The 15,871-nt window shown below is 69.2% G+C and carries 15 protein-coding genes; 7 read left to right on the top strand and 8 right to left on the bottom strand.

Features of this window, described 5'->3' with window-relative positions; genetic code table 11:
* The first annotated feature begins 37 nt into the window (after positions 1-37).
* Genes ILP86_RS19940 through ILP86_RS16005 form a run of 6 tightly spaced genes read left to right on the top strand, consistent with a single transcriptional unit; the run spans position 38 to position 7,811 of the window.
* A complete protein-coding gene (locus ILP86_RS19940; protein WP_193762431.1) occupies positions 38-127 on the top strand; it encodes a potassium-transporting ATPase subunit F in 90 nt (29 codons plus the stop codon).
* Complete coding sequence (gene kdpA / locus ILP86_RS16025) at positions 127-1,806, top strand: potassium-transporting ATPase subunit KdpA (RefSeq protein WP_058632009.1); 1,680 nt, start codon at positions 127-129, stop codon at positions 1,804-1,806. Before ILP86_RS19940 ends, kdpA begins: the two co-directional genes overlap by 1 nt.
* Positions 1,807-1,808: 2 nt before the next feature.
* Positions 1,809-3,959 carry a potassium-transporting ATPase subunit KdpB gene (kdpB, locus tag ILP86_RS16020; RefSeq protein ID WP_193762430.1) on the top strand — a complete coding sequence of 717 codons (2,151 nt, stop codon included), beginning with the start codon at positions 1,809-1,811 and terminating at the stop codon, positions 3,957-3,959.
* Positions 3,960-3,985: 26 nt separating this feature from the next.
* Positions 3,986-4,588 (top strand): potassium-transporting ATPase subunit KdpC, encoded by a 603-nt coding sequence (gene kdpC / locus ILP86_RS16015; RefSeq protein WP_113681986.1) that lies wholly within the window; start codon positions 3,986-3,988, stop codon positions 4,586-4,588.
* Positions 4,585-7,143, top strand: coding sequence for an ATP-binding protein (locus ILP86_RS16010; RefSeq protein ID WP_193762429.1), 2,559 nt, complete (start codon positions 4,585-4,587; stop codon positions 7,141-7,143). Before kdpC ends, ILP86_RS16010 begins: the two co-directional genes overlap by 4 nt.
* The gene (locus ILP86_RS16005) at positions 7,140-7,811 is read left to right on the top strand and encodes a response regulator (protein ID WP_046746772.1); all 672 of its coding nucleotides are present in this window, start codon (positions 7,140-7,142) and stop codon (positions 7,809-7,811) included. Before ILP86_RS16010 ends, ILP86_RS16005 begins: the two co-directional genes overlap by 4 nt.
* Here the strand turns inward: ILP86_RS16005 and ILP86_RS16000 are convergent.
* On the bottom strand, positions 7,793-8,605 hold the full coding sequence (locus tag ILP86_RS16000) for a tryptophan-rich sensory protein (protein ID WP_193762428.1): 813 nt from the start codon (positions 8,603-8,605) through the stop codon (positions 7,793-7,795). The two genes, ILP86_RS16005 and ILP86_RS16000, sit on opposite strands and share 19 nt — an antisense overlap.
* A 107-nt stretch (positions 8,606-8,712) precedes the next feature.
* Entirely contained in the window at positions 8,713-9,279 is a 567-nt protein-coding gene (locus ILP86_RS15995) for a TetR/AcrR family transcriptional regulator (protein WP_061016198.1), read from the bottom strand.
* Between the two features lie 95 nt (positions 9,280-9,374).
* On the opposite strand from ILP86_RS15995, the gene ILP86_RS15990 reads away from it, so the two are divergent.
* The gene (locus ILP86_RS15990; RefSeq protein ID WP_061016195.1) at positions 9,375-10,217 is read left to right on the top strand and encodes an alpha/beta fold hydrolase; all 843 of its coding nucleotides are present in this window, start codon (positions 9,375-9,377) and stop codon (positions 10,215-10,217) included.
* Positions 10,218-10,423: 206 nt separating this feature from the next.
* On the opposite strand, the gene ILP86_RS15985 is transcribed toward ILP86_RS15990, so the two are convergent.
* From ILP86_RS15985 to ILP86_RS15960, 6 genes are all read right to left on the bottom strand, one after another.
* Entirely contained in the window at positions 10,424-11,386 is a 963-nt protein-coding gene (locus ILP86_RS15985; RefSeq protein ID WP_193762427.1) for a siderophore-interacting protein, read from the bottom strand.
* Positions 11,376-12,176 carry an ABC transporter ATP-binding protein gene (locus tag ILP86_RS15980; RefSeq protein WP_045262087.1) on the bottom strand — a complete coding sequence of 267 codons (801 nt, stop codon included), beginning with the start codon at positions 12,174-12,176 and terminating at the stop codon, positions 11,376-11,378. Before ILP86_RS15980 ends, ILP86_RS15985 begins: the two co-directional genes overlap by 11 nt.
* On the bottom strand, positions 12,173-13,255 hold the full coding sequence (locus tag ILP86_RS15975; protein WP_193762426.1) for an iron chelate uptake ABC transporter family permease subunit: 1,083 nt from the start codon (positions 13,253-13,255) through the stop codon (positions 12,173-12,175). The genes ILP86_RS15980 and ILP86_RS15975 overlap by 4 nt, the downstream gene beginning before the upstream one ends.
* On the bottom strand, positions 13,252-14,301 hold the full coding sequence (locus ILP86_RS15970; RefSeq protein WP_061016191.1) for an iron ABC transporter permease: 1,050 nt from the start codon (positions 14,299-14,301) through the stop codon (positions 13,252-13,254). The genes ILP86_RS15975 and ILP86_RS15970 overlap by 4 nt, the downstream gene beginning before the upstream one ends.
* A gap of 33 nt (positions 14,302-14,334) precedes the next feature.
* Complete coding sequence (locus ILP86_RS15965) at positions 14,335-15,360, bottom strand: iron-siderophore ABC transporter substrate-binding protein (protein WP_061016188.1); 1,026 nt, start codon at positions 15,358-15,360, stop codon at positions 14,335-14,337.
* 242 nt (positions 15,361-15,602) lie between these two features.
* Complete coding sequence (locus tag ILP86_RS15960; RefSeq protein ID WP_017831237.1) at positions 15,603-15,806, bottom strand: cold-shock protein; 204 nt, start codon at positions 15,804-15,806, stop codon at positions 15,603-15,605.
* Positions 15,807-15,871 lie beyond the last annotated feature (65 nt).

The following is a 15,871-nucleotide window of genomic DNA, read 5'->3' as shown; positions in this document are numbered from 1 at the left end:
CCCTCGTCTCCCTGGCGGCCAAGGGGGTGGAGCGACTGTGATCGTCTTCGAGATCCTCGCGGCCGCCCTCGCGGTCGCCGCCGTCGTCTACCTCGTGGTGGCGCTCGTCGGCCCGGAGAGGTTCTGATGGACGCGACGATCTGGTTCGGCATCCTGCAGGTCGCGGCCGTCGTGGTCGTGCTCGTGCTCCTCTACCGCCCCCTCGGCGACTACATCGCCCACGTCTACACCTCGGCACGCGACCTGCGGGTCGAGCGCGGCGTCTACCGGCTGATCGGGGTCGACTCGTCGTCCGAGCAGACCTGGCGCGCCTATGCCCGCAGCGTGCTGGCGTTCTCGGTCGTCGGGGTGCTCCTCGTCTACGGGCTTCAGCGGCTGCAGGCCTTCCTGCCGCAGTCGCTCGGGCTCCCGGCTGTGCCGGAGGGGCTGTCGTTCAACACCGCGGCCTCCTTCGTCGCGAACACCAACTGGCAGTCGTACTCCCCCGAGCAGACGATGGGCTACACCGTGCAGCTCGCTGGTCTCACGGTGCAGAACTTCGTCTCGGCCGCGGTCGGTCTCACCATCGCGATCGCCCTCATCCGCGGTCTCGCCCGCCGGGGTTCGACCACGATCGGCAACTTCTGGGTCGATCTGATCCGCGGTCTCGGCCGCATCCTCCTCCCGATCGCCCTGATCGGCGCCGTGGCCCTGCTCGCGGGCGGCGTGATCCAGAACTTCGCCGGTTTCACCGACGTCACCACGGTGTCGGGCGGCACGCAGACCATCCCCGGCGGCCCTGTCGCCTCGCAGGAGGCCATCAAGCTGCTCGGCACCAACGGCGGCGGCTTCTTCAACGCCAACTCCGCGCACCCGTTCGAGAACCCGACCGGCTTCACGAACCTGCTGCAGGTGCTGCTGATCCTCGTGATCCCGTTCGCACTGCCCCGCACGTTCGGCCGCATGGTCGGCGATCATCGTCAGGGCTACGCGATCGCCGCGGTCATGGGCACGATCTTCCTCGTCTCGACCTTCGCCCTCTCGGCGCTCGAGCTCGCGGGCCGCGGCACGGCGCCCGAGCTCGCCGGGGCCGCGATGGAGGGCAAGGAGGTGCGCTTCGGCATCCTGGGTTCGACCCTGTTCGGCAGCGCGAGCACCCTCACCTCGACGGGCGCCGTCAACTCGATGCACGACTCGTACACGGCGCTCGGCGGCATGATGCCGATGCTGAACATGATGCTCGGCGAGGTCGCTCCCGGTGGCGTCGGCTCGGGCCTGTACGGCATGCTCGTGCTCGCGATCATCGCGGTGTTCGTCGGCGGACTGCTGGTCGGGCGCACCCCGGAGTATCTCGGCAAGCGGATCGGGCCGCGGGAGATCAAGCTCGCGAGCCTGTACATCCTGGTGACGCCGACCCTGGTGCTGGTCGGCACGGCCATGAGCTTCGCGATTCCCGGCATCAGGGAGGACGTGGAGTCCACCAGCATCCTGAACCCCGGAGTGCACGGCATGAGCGAGGTGCTCTACGCCTTCACCTCGGCGTCGAACAACAACGGCTCCGCTTTCGCCGGACTCACCGCGAACACCCCGTGGTTCAACACCGCCCTCGGCATCGCGATGCTGCTCGGCCGGTTCCTGCCGATCGTGCTCGTGCTGGCCCTCGCCGGCTCGTTCGCGGCGCAGGAGCGCATCCCCGCCACCTCCGGCACCCTGCCGACGCACCGACCCCAGTTCGTCGGTCTGCTCCTCACCGTGACGGTCGTCGTCACCGCGCTCACCTACTTCCCTGTGCTCGCACTGGGCCCGCTCGCTGAAGGACTCGTCTGACCATGACCCTCATCACCACCCCCGCGGAATCCTCCTCCGAACAACAGGATGCTGCGGCATCCGCCCCCACCGCACCGCGCTCCTTCGGCTGGTCGCAGCTCGTGCAGGCCCTTCCCGGCGCCGTGCGCAAGCTCAACCCGGCAGCTCTCGTGCGCAACCCCGTCATGCTCCTGGTCTGGGTCGGCGCCGCGTTCACGACGGTGCTCGCGATCGCCGAGCCGTTCGTGGGCGGCCCGGCGGACTCCGGCGGCACCCCGGTGCCCGCGCCCTTCACCTGGGGCATCGCCATCTGGCTGTGGCTGACGGTGCTGTTCGCGAACGTCGCCGAGTCTGTCGCCGAGGGCCGCGGCAAGGCGCAGGCCGCGAGCCTGCGCAAGACCCGCACCAGCACGATGGCCCGGCGCGTGGTCGGCTACGACGGCACGGCGGATGCCGCGGCCGAGCACGCAGCGACCGCTCAGGTCTCGTCGGCCGAGCTGCAGCGCGACGACATCGTGATCGTCACGGCGGGCGAGCTGATCCCCGGCGACGGCGACATCGTCTCGGGCATCGCCACCGTCGACGAGTCGGCGATCACGGGCGAGAGCGCTCCGGTGATCCGAGAGTCCGGTGGCGACCGCAGTGCGGTGACCGGTGGCACCCGGGTGCTGTCGGACCGGATCGTGGTGCGCATCACCTCGAAGCCGGGCGAGACCTTCGTCGACCGCATGATCGCGCTCGTCGAAGGTGCCAGCCGTCAGCGCACTCCCAACGAGATCGCGCTGAACATCCTGCTCGCGAGCCTGTCGATCATCTTCGTGGTCGTGGTGCTGGCCCTGAACCCGATCGCGTCGTACGCCGCCTCCCCCGTCAGCATCCCGGTGCTCATCGCCCTGCTCGTCTGCCTGATCCCGACCACCATCGGTGCGCTGCTCTCGGCCATCGGCATCGCCGGCATGGACCGGCTCGTGCAGCGCAACGTGCTCGCGATGTCCGGTCGTGCGGTCGAGGCCGCGGGAGATGTCACCACCCTGCTGCTCGACAAGACGGGCACCATCACGTACGGCAACCGCCGGGCGCACGAGGTGCTGGCTCTTCCGGGTGTCGATGCAGACGAGCTGCTGCGCGACGCGGCGCTGTCGTCTCTTGCGGACCCCACCCCAGAGGGTGCCTCGATCGTCGAACTCGCGGCCGCGCAGGGCATCCGGGTGATCGCCCCCGATGACGCCGTTGTCGTTCCGTTCACGGCACAGACCCGTATGTCGGGCCTCGACCTGGCCGACGGCACGCAGATCCGCAAGGGTGCCGGCTCCGCTGTCCGCGCCTGGCTCGGACTCGACGGCGACGACCTCGAACTCACGAGTCGCACCGACGCCGTGGCCGAGAGCGGCGGCACTCCTCTCGTCGTCGCGGTGAAAGGCCCTGGCGCGGACGCCCGCATCCTCGGCGTCGTGCACCTCAAGGACATCGTGAAGGACGGCCTGCGCGAGCGCTTCGACGAGCTGCGGGCGATGGGCATCCGCACCGTCATGATCACGGGCGACAACCCGCTCACGGCCGCCGCCATCGCGAAGGAGGCCGGTGTCGACGACTTCCTCGCCGAGGCCACCCCCGAAGACAAGCTCGAGCTCATCCGGCGGGAGCAGGAAGGAGGACGCCTGGTCGCGATGACCGGTGACGGCACGAACGACGCCCCCGCCCTCGCGCAGGCCGATGTCGGCGTCGCGATGAACACCGGCACCTCGGCGGCGAAAGAGGCGGGCAACATGGTCGACCTCGATTCCGACCCCACCAAGCTGATCGACATCGTGCGCATCGGCAAGCAGCTGCTCATCACGCGCGGAGCGCTCACCACGTTCTCGCTCGCGAACGACATCGCCAAGTACTTCGCGATCATCCCGGCGATGTTCATGGGGGTCTTCCCCGGACTCGCGGCCCTGAACATCATGCAGCTGCACTCGCCGGCGTCCGCTGTCACCAGTGCGATCATCTTCAACGCGATCGTGATCGTGTTCCTGATCCCGCTGGCCCTGCGAGGGGTGAAGTACCGCCCGGCGAGCGCCTCGCAGATCCTGCAGCGCAACCTGCTGATCTACGGTCTCGGCGGTGTGATCGCCCCGTTCATCGGCATCAAGCTCATCGACCTCGTGATCAGCCTCATCCCGGGCTTCTGACCCGGCTCTGAAACGGAATCCAGAACATGTCATCCACTCGCACCGCTCTCCGCACCACCGGTGTCGCCCTCCGCGCGATGGTGGTCCTCACCCTCGTGCTCGGCGTCGGTTACACACTCCTGGTCACCGGCATCGGCCAGCTCCTGCTTCCGTGGCAGGCCAACGGCTCGCCGCTGCCCGACGACAAGGGCAGCTCGCTGATCGGCCAGTCCTTCACAGACGCAGACGGCGAGGCGCTCCCGGAGTACTTCCAGTCACGCCCCTCCGCCGCGGGCGACGGATACGACGGAGCCGGCTCCAGCGGCAGCAACCTCGGGCCGGAGAACCCCGACCTCGTGACCGCCATCGCCGAACGCAAGGCCGCGATCGCGGAACGCGAGGGCGTCGACCCGTCGGAGGTGCCGGCCGACGCGGTCACGGCATCCGGCTCGGGGCTCGATCCGCACATCAGCGTCGCGTACGCGCTGCTGCAGGTGCCGCGCGTCGCCGACGCCCGCGGACTCTCCGAACAGGAGGTGCGCGACCTCGTGGAGTCTAGGATTCAAGGGCGGGATCTGGGATTCCTCGGCGAGGAACGCATCAACGTCGCCGAACTCAACCTCGCGCTCGATGACCGGGAGGGCGAATGACCGCAGCACCTCTTCGTCGAGCCCAGGGCCACCAGCGCCGGGGGCGGCTCCGAGTCCTGCTCGGGGCCGCCCCCGGCGTCGGCAAGACCTACGAGATGCTCGCCGAGGGACGGCGGATGCTCGACGAGGGCCACGATGTCGTGATCGCGATCGTGGAGACGCACGAGCGCGCCGCGACACAGGCGCAGACTGCAGGGCTCCCCGAGGTTCCACGGCGAGTCGACCTGCACCGCGGAGTCGCGCTGACCGAGCTCGACGTGGACGCCGTGCTCGACCGCGCGCCCGAGATCGCCCTCGTGGACGAGCTGGCGCACACGAACGCCCCCGGCTCCCGCAACGCGAAGCGCTGGCAGGACGTGGACGAGCTGCTGGACGCCGGCATCGACGTGGTGACCACGGTCAACGTGCAGCACATCGAGTCGCTCAACGCCGTGGTCGAGAAGATCACCGGCATCGCACAGCAGGAGACGATTCCGGACGCCGTGGTCCGTGCCGCCGACGAGATCGAGGTCGTCGATCTGGCCCCGCAGACCCTGCGTGATCGCCTGTCGGCAGGACTCGTGTATCCCGCCGAGCGGATCGACGCCGCCCTGTCGAACTACTTCCGCCTCGGCAACCTCACCGCACTGCGCGAGCTGGCCCTGCTCTGGCTCGCCGACGAGGTCGACAGCGCGCTGCGCAGCTACCGTGCCGAGCAGGGCATCGAGGGCACATGGCAGGCCAGGGAGCGCGTGGTCGTCGCCCTGACCGGAGGGCCAGAGGGCGAGACCCTCCTCCGCCGTGGAGCCAGGATCGCGGCCCGCTCCGCCGGTGGGGAACTGCTCGCCGTGCACATCTCCGCGCAGGACGGTCTGCGCGACGAGACGCCCGGTGCCCTCGCCGCACAGCGCACCCTCGTGGAATCGCTCGGCGGCACCTATCACCAGGTCGTCGGCGACGACATCCCTGCCACGCTCGTCGAGTTCGCACAGGGCGCCGACGCCACTCAGCTCGTGATCGGCGTCAGCAGACGCAGCCGACTGGCCGCCGCTCTCACCGGTCCCGGCATCGGCTCGGAGGTCATCCGGCGCTCCGGCGACATCGACGTGCACATCGTCACCCATGCCGCGGCGGGCGGGCGGATGGTGCTCCCGCGCATCAAGGGCGGGGCTCTGGGCTGGCGGCGGCAGCTGCTGGGGTTCGGCGTCGCCCTGGTGTTCGGTCCGATCCTGTCGTGGATCATGTACACGTATCGCAGTCCCGAGTCGATCACCGCCGAAGTGCTCGCCTACCAGCTGCTCGTGGTCGTGGTCGCCCTCATCGGCGGCATCCGTCCCGCGGTGTTCGCCGCCGTGCTCTCGGGCATCACCCTCGACTTCCTCTTCGTCGCGCCGCTCTTCACGATCACGATCGCGCACCCGCTGCACGTGCTGGCTCTCGCGCTCTACGTCGTGATCGCGATCCTGGTCAGCATCATCGTCGACCAGGCTGCCCGTCGAGCCCGCACCGCCCAACGTGCGGCCGCCGAAGCCGAGCTGCTCGCCGCCGTCGCCGGCAACGTGCTGCGCGGTGACAATGCGGTGCTCGCCCTGGTCAGCCGCACCCGAGAGGCGTTCGGCCTGAGCGGCGTGCGCCTGCTCGCACCGGATGGCGAGGTGCTGGCGAGCGACGGCGAGCCCGTGGCCGACGGACGCGCCACGACCATCCCGGTCGGAGTCGTCACCGGCGGGGGTCCCCGTGCGGTGCTGGAGCTGAACGGAGAGCCGCTCGCCGGTCCCGAGCGTCGGCTGCTGGATGCGATCGTCGCCCAGCTCGCCGCCGCGATCGAGCACACCGATCTGCGGGCCACCGCCAGGGAGGCTGAGGCTCTGGCCGAGACCGATCAGGTGCGCAGCGCTCTGCTGTCGGCCGTGAGCCACGATCTTCGGCGTCCGCTCGCCTCCGCGGTCGCCGCGATCGGTGGTCTTCGCGGTGCCCACGGACTGTCCGAGTCCGACCGCGCCGAGTTGCTCGCGACCGCCGACGAGAGCCTCGCGACGCTGTCGACGCTCGTCACGGATCTGCTCGACGTGAGCCGCGTGCAGGCCGGAGTCCTGGCGGTCTCATCGTCCCGGATGGACGCTGCGGGCATCGTGCTCACAGCCGTCGACGAGCTGGGTCTCGGCCCGTCCGACGTCGAGCTGGCCCTCGACCCCGATCTGCCCCCGCTGCACGCCGACCCCGTGCTGCTGCTTCGCGTGCTGGTCAACGTGATCGCCAACGCCCACCGGCATGCCCCTGACGACTCACGCATCATCGTCTCCACGAGCGCTCTCGGCGACCGTGCCGAGATCCGCATCATCGACCGCGGGGAAGGCGTCTCGCCCGAGCGGCGCGACCGCATCTTCCAGCCGTTCCAACGCTTCGGCGACACCGACAACACCACGGGACTCGGTCTGGGACTCGCCCTGTCGCGCGGGTTCACCGAGGGCATGGGCGGTACCCTGACACCCGAGGACACCCCCGGCGGCGGCCTCACGATGGTCATCTCCCTGCCGCTGGCCGCAGGATCCCGCGACATGGAAGGCACGGAGTGAAGCTCCTCATCGCCGACGACGATCCGCAGATGGTCCGCGCCCTGCGGATCACCCTCGCCGCCCACGGCTACGACGTGGTGGTCGCCCCCGACGGAGCGGCCGCGATCGCCGCAGCCGCTCAGACGCATCCGGATCTCATCATGCTCGATCTCGGCATGCCCCGCCTCGACGGCATCGAGGTCATCCAGGCGCTTCGCGGATGGACCAACGTGCCCATCATCGTGGTGTCGGGACGCACGGGGTCCGCCGACAAGGTCGAGGCACTCGACGCCGGGGCCGACGACTTCGTGACCAAGCCGTTCCAGGTGGACGAGCTGCTGGCACGTCTGCGGGCGCTGTCACGACGGTCTGCTCCGGCAGGCGGCGAGTCCACGGTGGCTTTCGGCGATGTGGTGGTCGACCTCTCGACCAAGACCGTCACCCGCGGCGGCACGAGGGTGCACCTCACGCCGACCGAGTGGCGCATGCTGGAGCACCTGTCCCGGCACCCGGGCGCACTCGTCACCCGCCAGGATCTGCTCAAGGAGATCTGGGGCAGTGAGCAGGTGTCCGACTCCGGCTACCTGCGCCTGTACATGTCGCAGCTGCGCAAGAAGCTGGAGCAGGAGCCGGGTGCTCCGGTGCATCTACTCACCGAATCGGGCATGGGCTACCGGCTCGTGCTCTGAGCCCCCGCGCTCCGGATGCGCGACCGGCGCACGACCGCCGCGACCCCGGTGAGCACGAGCAGCACGGCCACGATGATCGCGGCGATCGCCGTCGCGGTGCTCTCGGGCTCTCCCGTGAGGCGACCGACCGCGAGCCAGGCGAGACCCCAGGCCGTCGCGAGGGCAGGAGCGATGCGTCCGGTGGCCCACGCCGCGGCAGCCCCGATCACCAGGACCACGATGAGCACGGCGATGGCCCAGGCATCCGCTGCCTGCGCCCAGCTCTCCGGAGCGATCTGCGTGAACCACGCGGCCGTGTTCGCCACCGTCGCGATGGTGACCCAACCGAAGTGCAGGCCGTTCGCGCCGTCGGTGAGGATGCGTTCGGCGAGGTTCCGGGCGGGAAAGCGGCCGAGCAGCACGATCACCCGCGCGAGCACGGCCAGGAGCGCCGCGATCACGACGACCGTGAGCCAAAGCGTCAGGAACCGGGCGGTCACCAGCCACAGCCCGTTCAGCACCATCGAGGCGGCGATCCACCCGCCCACGGCCTGCTGACGCGGATCCTGCCGCTGAGCGGGGAGCGCCTGCCACACCGTGTAGGCGATCAGCCCGAGGTAGATCAGCGACCAGATCGAGAATGCGGGCCCCGCCGGCGCGAGGTACGAGCCCTGAGCCGAGAGCGCCCCGTCCTGCAGATCGTCGACGGACGCGCCGCCGAATGCTCCGGCCCCGACAGCGGCCGCGATCACCATGAATGTCGCCGCCGCGATGATCAGCGCCTGACGACCGATGCCCTTCGTGCGTGATTCCATGCCCCGAAGGCTACGGCTGTCCTTCCTCGGTCGCACCGGCCTTGACAGAGGTGTGCCGTTTCGCTAACCAGGTTAGCCAAAATATGGATGATGCGCCGGGCGAGAGTTCAGGAGCGGGCGAAAGCCGCGTCGATCAGCACCTCGGCCGCACCCCGCGCCTGTGCGGCGACGGCCGGATCGGCCGAGATCGCCGCGGTGCTCTGCGCTCCTTCGGCGAGGATCGACAGCTGCGCGGCGAGCGCGGGCGGAGCTCCGGTGTCGGCGACGAGGCCGGCCATGTACTCCTGGAATGACGCCTTGTGCGCCCGCACGATCTCCGCGACCTCCGCATTGGTGCCGCCGAGTTCGCCGAACGCATTGATGAAGGCGCAGCCACGGAAGTCGTCGGCGCAGAACCAGTTCTCGAGGTACCCGTAGACGGCCAGGATGCGCGCACGGGGGTCATCCCCCGCATCCGACACCGCCCCCGAAAGGCCGGACTCCCACTCCGCGTGCTTGCGCGCCAGCACGGCCGCGACGATGTCGCTCTTAGCGGGGAAGAGCGCGTAGAGGCGGCGCAGCGACACGCCGGCGGCCGAGCGCAGCTCGTCCATGCCCACAGCGGCGTAGCCCTTGCGGTAGTAGAGCTCCTCCGCGGCGGACAGGATGCGCTCGCGAGCCTCGTCTTCGGTCATGTCCAGAAGTCTACTTGACACGAGAACGAACGTTCTCTAGATTGAGGACATCGAGCGAGAACGACCGTTCTCACCGGAACCGAAAGGATCAGGACATGGGCTACATCACCGTCGGAAACGAGAACAGCACCGCGATCGAGCTCTACTACGAAGACCAGGGAGCCGGTCAGCCCGTCGTCCTGATCCACGGCTACCCGCTCGACGGGCACAGCTGGGAGCGCCAGACCCGCGAACTCCTCGCCCAGGGCTACCGCGTCATCACCTACGACCGCCGCGGATTCGGCCAGTCCTCAAAGGTGAACTCCGGCTACGACTACGACACGTTCGCCGCCGACCTGAACACTGTGCTCGAGACCCTCGACCTGCGCGACGTCGTGCTCGTCGGCTTCTCGATGGGCACCGGCGAGCTCGCCCGCTACGTCGCCCGCTACGGGCACGACCGCGTCGCCAAGCTCGCCTTCCTCGCCTCGCTCGAACCGTTCCTCGTGCAGCGCGACGACAACCCCGAGGGCGTGCCGCAGGAGGTCTTCGACGGCATCGAGGCCGCGGCGAAGGGCGATCGCTTCGCGTGGTTCACCGACTTCTACAAGAACTTCTACAACCTCGACGAGAACCTCGGCTCGCGCATCAGCGAGCAGGCCGTGACCGGCAGCTGGAACGTCGCGATCGGCAGCGCGCCCGTGGCTGCCTACGCCGTCGTGCCCGCCTGGATCGAGGACTTCCGCTCCGACGTCGAGGCTGTGGCAGCGGCCGCGAAGCCCACGCTCATCCTGCACGGCACGAAGGACAACATCCTCCCGATCGATGCCACCGCGCGCCGCTTCCACCAGGCGGTCCCGGAGGCCGACTACGTCGAGGTCGAGGGCGCCCCGCACGGCCTGCTCTGGACCCACGCCGACGAGGTCAACGCCGCACTGAAGACCTTCCTCGCGAAGTAACCCCGCCCCCGCCAGCCGTCCGTCCTCCGGGGCAGGCAGGCCGAAACGGAGACGACCCGGCATCCGGGCGGCGCGTCCACACAAGACACGCCGGCGGATGCTCGGGTCGTCTCCGTTTTGGCAGGAAGGAGAAAGGGCAGGAAGGAGAAAGGGCAGGAAGGAGAAAGGGCAGGAAGGAGAAAGGGCAGGAAGAGGGAGGAGGGGGGTCAGCCGCGCATGGCGACACCGCGGCGCCAGTAGCCCATGAAGGCCACCTGGCTGCGGTCGATGCCGAGGTCCTTGACCAGGTGGCGACGCAGCGTGGTGACCACGCCGCTCTCCCCCGCGATCCAGAAGTAGCGTTCGGCCGGAGCGTCGGCCGTGGCGATGTCCTCGCCGAGACCGGAGTACTCCGGCGTCTCCCACAGCAGGTCCTCACCGTCGATGTCCTTCACCCGGATCTCGTCCGCAGCGTCGGCGTCTCCGAGGTGGCCGAGCACGGCGGGGATCAGTCGCAGCCCGTGCGGTTCGCCCGCATCACGGGGAAGCCAGTGCACCTCGACCCCTGAGGGCACGTCGATGCGCAGGATGTCGGCAGGCGAGGGCACCTCGATGAAGGCGACACCGCGCAGGTCACGCGGCGCGTCCTCCAGGATGCGGGCGATCGCCGGAGCAGCCGTCTCGTCGCCCGCGAGCACGACCGATGCCGCGGTACCGGGGGCGAACTCGGCCCCTCCGTGCGCGTCCACGTCCACGCCACGACGCGGACCGACCAGGTACAGCTCCTGCCCGACCGCGGCCTGGCTCGCCCACAGGGAGGCCGGCCCGGTCAGACCCGGCTCGAGGTGCAGCACGAAGTCGACGTCCACCTCGGTGCCGGTCTCGTCGTCGACCCGCAGCTCGCGCACGGAGTAGGTGCGCATGGATCCGCGCTCCTCCTCCGGCACGGCGAGGAAGGCCTGCCACCAGTTGTCCGATGCCCTGTCGAGGTCGGGCAGCGCCCCGGACGCGGGCGGGAAGACCAGCTTGATGCGACTGTCGAACACCTCGCCCGGTGTGCCGAACTCGCTCAACTCGTCTCCACCGAAGGTCACCCGCACGAAGGAGGGCGAGACACGCGCGACGGCCCGCACCTCGGCGCGGGTGAGGATGTAGGTCGGGCGCTCGGTCGTGGTCGTCTCAGCGGACATGGTGCCTCCCGATGGGTGTGACCATCGGCTTGCCGGAGACCGGATCGATGGTGATCTGATTGGCGAGGCCGAAGACCTCTTCGACGAGTTCGGCGGTGACGATGTCCTGCGGCGCACCGGTCGCGTGCACCCGCCCGTCCTTCATCGCCACCAGCTCGTCGGCGTAGCGGGCCGCGAGGTTGAGGTCGTGCAGCACCATCACGATCGTGGTGCCGCGCGAGACGCTCAGGTCGGTGAGCAGATCGAGCACCTCGACCTGGTGCGCGACGTCGAGGAAGGTCGTCGGTTCGTCCAGCAGCAGGATGTCGGTCTCCTGCGCGAGCGCCATCGCGATCCACACGCGCTGGCGCTGACCGCCCGAGAGCTCGTCGACGCTGCGGTCGGCGAGGTCGGAGATGCCGGTCGCGTCGAGGGCGTCTGCCACCACCTCGTAATCGTGCGTGCTCCAGCGGGCGAGCATCTTCTGATGCGGGTGCCGTCCGCGGCCGACCAGATCGGCGACCGCGATGCCCTCCGGCGCGACGGGCGACTGCGGAAGCAGCCCGAGGATGCGCGCGACCTCCTTGGTCGGGCGTGCGTGCACCGACTTGCCGTCGAGCACGATCTGCCCGTCGCTCGGCGACAGCAGACGGGCGAGCGAACGCAGCAGCGTCGACTTGCCGCATCCGTTCGCTCCCACGATGGTCGTGATGCGGCCGGGGGCGATCTGCAGGTCGAGACCGTCGATGATGGTGCGGTCGCCGTAGGCGAGCGTGACGCCCTCGGCGGACAGGCTGTGCGAGACGGTCAAAGCGAACCCCCGGAGCGGTTGGTGCGGATGAGGAGATAGATCAGGTACGGCGCACCGACGACACCGGTGATGACTCCGACGGGGTAGCGGGTTCCGAAGGCGAACTGGCCGATGAGGTCGCCGGCGAGCACGAGCAGAGCCCCGACGAACGCCGACGGCAGGAGCAGGTTCGCGCCTGGACCCGTGATGCGCGCGGCGATGGGCCCCGCCATGAACGCGACGAAGGCGATGGGCCCGGTGGCGGCCGTCGCGAATGCGAGCAGCGCGACCGCACCGAGGATGAGCAGCAGGCGGGTGGCGTTGACGCGGATGCCGAGTCCCGCCGCGGAATCGTCTCCCAGCTGGAGCGCTCCGAGTGCACGGCCCTGTGACAGCATCAGCGGCACGATGATCAGCGCGGCGATCGCCATCGGCAGCACCCGCTCCCACGATGCGTTGTTGAGGCTTCCGGTGAGCCACTGCATCGCGGTCTGGATGTCCCAGTTCGCCGCGCGCGACAGCAGGTAGGAGATGACGCTCTGCAGCATCGCCGCGATGCCGATCCCGATCAGGATGAGTCGTGTGCCGGCGAAGCCGCCCTTGATCGAGAGGAGGTAGATCACGAAGGCCGTGACCACGGCACCGACGAGCGCGAGCAGCGACACGACCGGCCCGTTGACGGAGAGCACGATGATGCCGAACACGGCTGCAGCTCCGGCGCCGTTGGAGATGCCGATGATGTCGGGCGAGGCGAGGGGGTTTCGCAGCATCGTCTGGAAGCAGACGCCCGCCATGCCGAAGGCGATGCCGGTGAGGACGGCGAGCACCGCGCGCGGCAGCCGCAGGTCGCCCACCGTGAACGACGCCCCCGGCACGGTCTCGCCGAGGATCACGCGGATCACCTCGTCCGGCGTGTAGAACGTGTTCCCCACCATGAGGGCGACCGCGAAGAGGGCGAGGACCAGGACGCCGAGCACGATAGTGGCGATCGCGTGACGACGGTGGCGCGAGCGTCGGCCCGCGACGATCCGCGTGATGCGGGCGGAGGCGGACTCCTCGCGGCGTTCGAGGGTGTGCTCGGTGTGCTCGGTCGTGCTCACAGCTCACGCACCTTCTGCCGACGGACGATCCAGATGAAGAACGGCGCTCCGATGATGGCGGTGATGATGCCGACCTGGATCTCCTCGGACGACGGGGCGATCACGCGGCCCACGATGTCGCTCGCCGTCAGCAGGGCGGCGCCGGCGATGGCCGAGAACGGAAGCAGCCAGCGGTGGTCGGTCCCCACCAGCATGCGGCACACGTGCGGGATGATCAGCCCGACGAATCCGATGGGTCCGGCGATCGCGGTCGCGGCCCCGGCGAGGATCACGGCGCCGAGTGCCGAGATCATGCGGGTGCGGAACACGTTCTCGCCGAGACCCTTGGCCATCTCGTCGCCGAGGGCGAGGGAGTTCATGCCCCGCGAGCACAGGAAGCAGATGAGGGCGCCGACGGCGAGCACCGGCGCGGTCAGGGCGATGCGCGGCCACTCCGCTCCGCCGACGCCGCCGATCTGCCAGGACTGGAACGTCTGCAGCAGGTCGACGCGGGGCAGCATCACGGCGCTGATGAGCGAGGCGAAGGCGGCCGATGTCGCCGCCCCCGCGAGGGCGAGCTTGAGAGGGGTCGCTCCCCCGCGCCCGAGCGAGCCCACCGTGTAGACGAAGACGGCGGCGACGCCGGCACCCACGATCGCGAAGGCCATCTGCCCGTAGGGGTCGGCGAGTCCGAAGAAGGCGATGCCGCAGACGACCGCCAGGGAGGCGCCGTTCGAGACGCCGAGGATGCCGGGGTCGGCGATCGGGTTCCGAGTGACCGCCTGCATGGTCGCTCCGGAGAGGGCGAGTGCAGCGCCGACGAGGAGGGCGAGCACGGTGCGCGGTATGCGCTTCACGATCGCGGCCTCGGCGATCGTGTCGGTGTGGCCCGTGAGCGCGGCGACGATGTCGTCGAACGAGACCGCGCGCACGCCGAAGGAGATCGACAGGACGCTGAGGACGACGAGCACCACCAGCCCGACGAGGAGCCAGATGGTTCGCACCAGCACCGGGCGCCGCAGGTCTGCGGCGCCCGGTGCTGGTGCGATGACGGTTGCTGAGGTCACTGAGCATTCACTCCGCTGCTGCGGATGGAACGGCTACTTGGACAGCGGCGCGGCCAGGAGTGCGAGGTAGTCGCTGAGTCCCCACGGGATCGACAGCGGCGACGGGTTCGCGGAGGCCGCGATCGGGGTGGCGTCGGGAAGGACGGCGATGCGTCCCTCGGCGATGGCCGGGATCTTCGACAGCAGCGGGTCGGCCTGCAGCAGCGGGATGATCGACTCATCGCCATACGTGATGAACAGGTCGACGTCGTCGAACTTCTGCGCCTCTTCCGCGCTGACGGTCAGGTAGAACTGGTCGCTGTCCTTGTTCTCCTCGACGATCGAGGGGAACGGCAGGCCGAGGTCGTGGAGGTAGCCGGGACGCGTGTCGATCGCGGTGTAGTAGCCGATCTGGCTGAGATCGGTCGGATCGATGTAGGAGAACAGGACCTTCTTGTCCTTGAGCACGCTGTTCGCTTCGAGGGCCTTCTGCGCGTCGGCGTCGAGCTGCTCGATCAGGGCCTTGCCCTCCTTCTCGAGGCCGAGGGCCTTGGAGTCCATCTCGATCATGTCGTCGACCGAGGTGCCCCAGGCGACCTTCGGGTAGGCGATGACCGGGGCGATCTTGGAGAGGGTGTCGTACTCCTCCTGCGTCAGACCGGAGTAGGCGGCGAGGATCACGTCGGGCTCGGTGTCGGCGACGGCCTCGTAGTCGATGCCGTCCGTCTCGTCGAACAGCACCGGCGTCTCGGCACCCAGCTCGTCGAGCTTCTCCTCGACCCAGGGCAGCACACCGTTGTCGTCGTCGTCGCCCCAGGCGGCCTTGCTCATGCCGACCGGAACGATGCCCAGTGCCAGCGGCACCTCGTGGTTCGCCCAGGCCACGGTCGCGACGCGCTCGGGCTTCTCGGTGATCGTGGTCTCGCCGTAGACGTGCTCGACGGTGACGGGGAAGGCGTCGTCGGAGGCGGGGTTGCCGCCGGCGGTCGAGGTCGACTCCGGCGCGGAGGATGCGCAGGCGGAGAGGCCGATGGCGAGCGCGGCGGCCGCGCCGATGGCGAGGATTCGAGAGGTGCGCACAGGCGTTCCTTCGGTTCGGGGTGAGGGGGCGACACGGGTGATGCGCCCAGCCTTTGGTAAGCCTGGCCTAATCTAACACGGAGGTTAGGTGATCCTCACCCTGAGATTCCCCGTTCGAATCGCGCGAATGGGAGTGAACTGCCGCCGGATGGAACCATTCGCGCGATTCGAACGGCGGCAGCGCACGAAAAAACCGGCCGGACCCGTGAGGGTCCGACCGGTTTCAGGAAGTCAGCGCGCGCTCAGAGAGCGCGGATGTTCGCCGCCTGCATGCCCTTGGGGCCACGCTCAGCGTCGAATTCGACCTTCTGGTTCTCGCGGAGCTCCTTGAAACCGGAGCCGGCGATAGCCGAGTAGTGGGCGAAAAGGTCGTCCGAGCCGTCATCGGGAGCGATGAAGCCGAAGCCCTTTTCCGCGTTGAACCATTTCACAGTGCCAGTGGCCATGTGTTTCTACTTTCTGTTGACTTAGCCGTTTTCACGGCCTACGCCGAACCGGAACATCCGAGACG

This window comes from Microbacterium sp. R1, assembly GCF_015159725.1.
Classification (GTDB): domain Bacteria; phylum Actinomycetota; class Actinomycetes; order Actinomycetales; family Microbacteriaceae; genus Microbacterium; species Microbacterium oxydans.
The sequence above is the reverse complement of the archived record's forward strand: the minus strand, read 5'-3'. Positions and strand labels throughout refer to the sequence as shown.

Bases quoted from the DNA above. Each gene is read 5' to 3' on its own strand.
- kdpA (WP_058632009.1), top strand. From the start codon at position 127: ATGGACGCGACGATCTGGTTCGGCATCCTGCAGGTCGCGGCCGTCGTG.
- kdpB (WP_193762430.1), top strand. From the start codon at position 1,809: ATGACCCTCATCACCACCCCCGCGGAATCCTCCTCCGAACAACAGGAT.
- kdpC (WP_113681986.1), top strand. From the start codon at position 3,986: ATGTCATCCACTCGCACCGCTCTCCGCACCACCGGTGTCGCCCTCCGC.
- ILP86_RS16010 (WP_193762429.1), top strand. From the start codon at position 4,585: ATGACCGCAGCACCTCTTCGTCGAGCCCAGGGCCACCAGCGCCGGGGG.
- ILP86_RS16000 (WP_193762428.1), bottom strand. From the start codon at position 8,605: ATGGAATCACGCACGAAGGGCATCGGTCGTCAGGCGCTGATCATCGCG.
- ILP86_RS15995 (WP_061016198.1), bottom strand. From the start codon at position 9,279: ATGACCGAAGACGAGGCTCGCGAGCGCATCCTGTCCGCCGCGGAGGAG.
- ILP86_RS15990 (WP_061016195.1), top strand. From the start codon at position 9,375: ATGGGCTACATCACCGTCGGAAACGAGAACAGCACCGCGATCGAGCTC.
- ILP86_RS15985 (WP_193762427.1), bottom strand. From the start codon at position 11,386: ATGTCCGCTGAGACGACCACGACCGAGCGCCCGACCTACATCCTCACC.
- ILP86_RS15960 (WP_017831237.1), bottom strand. From the start codon at position 15,806: ATGGCCACTGGCACTGTGAAATGGTTCAACGCGGAAAAGGGCTTCGGC.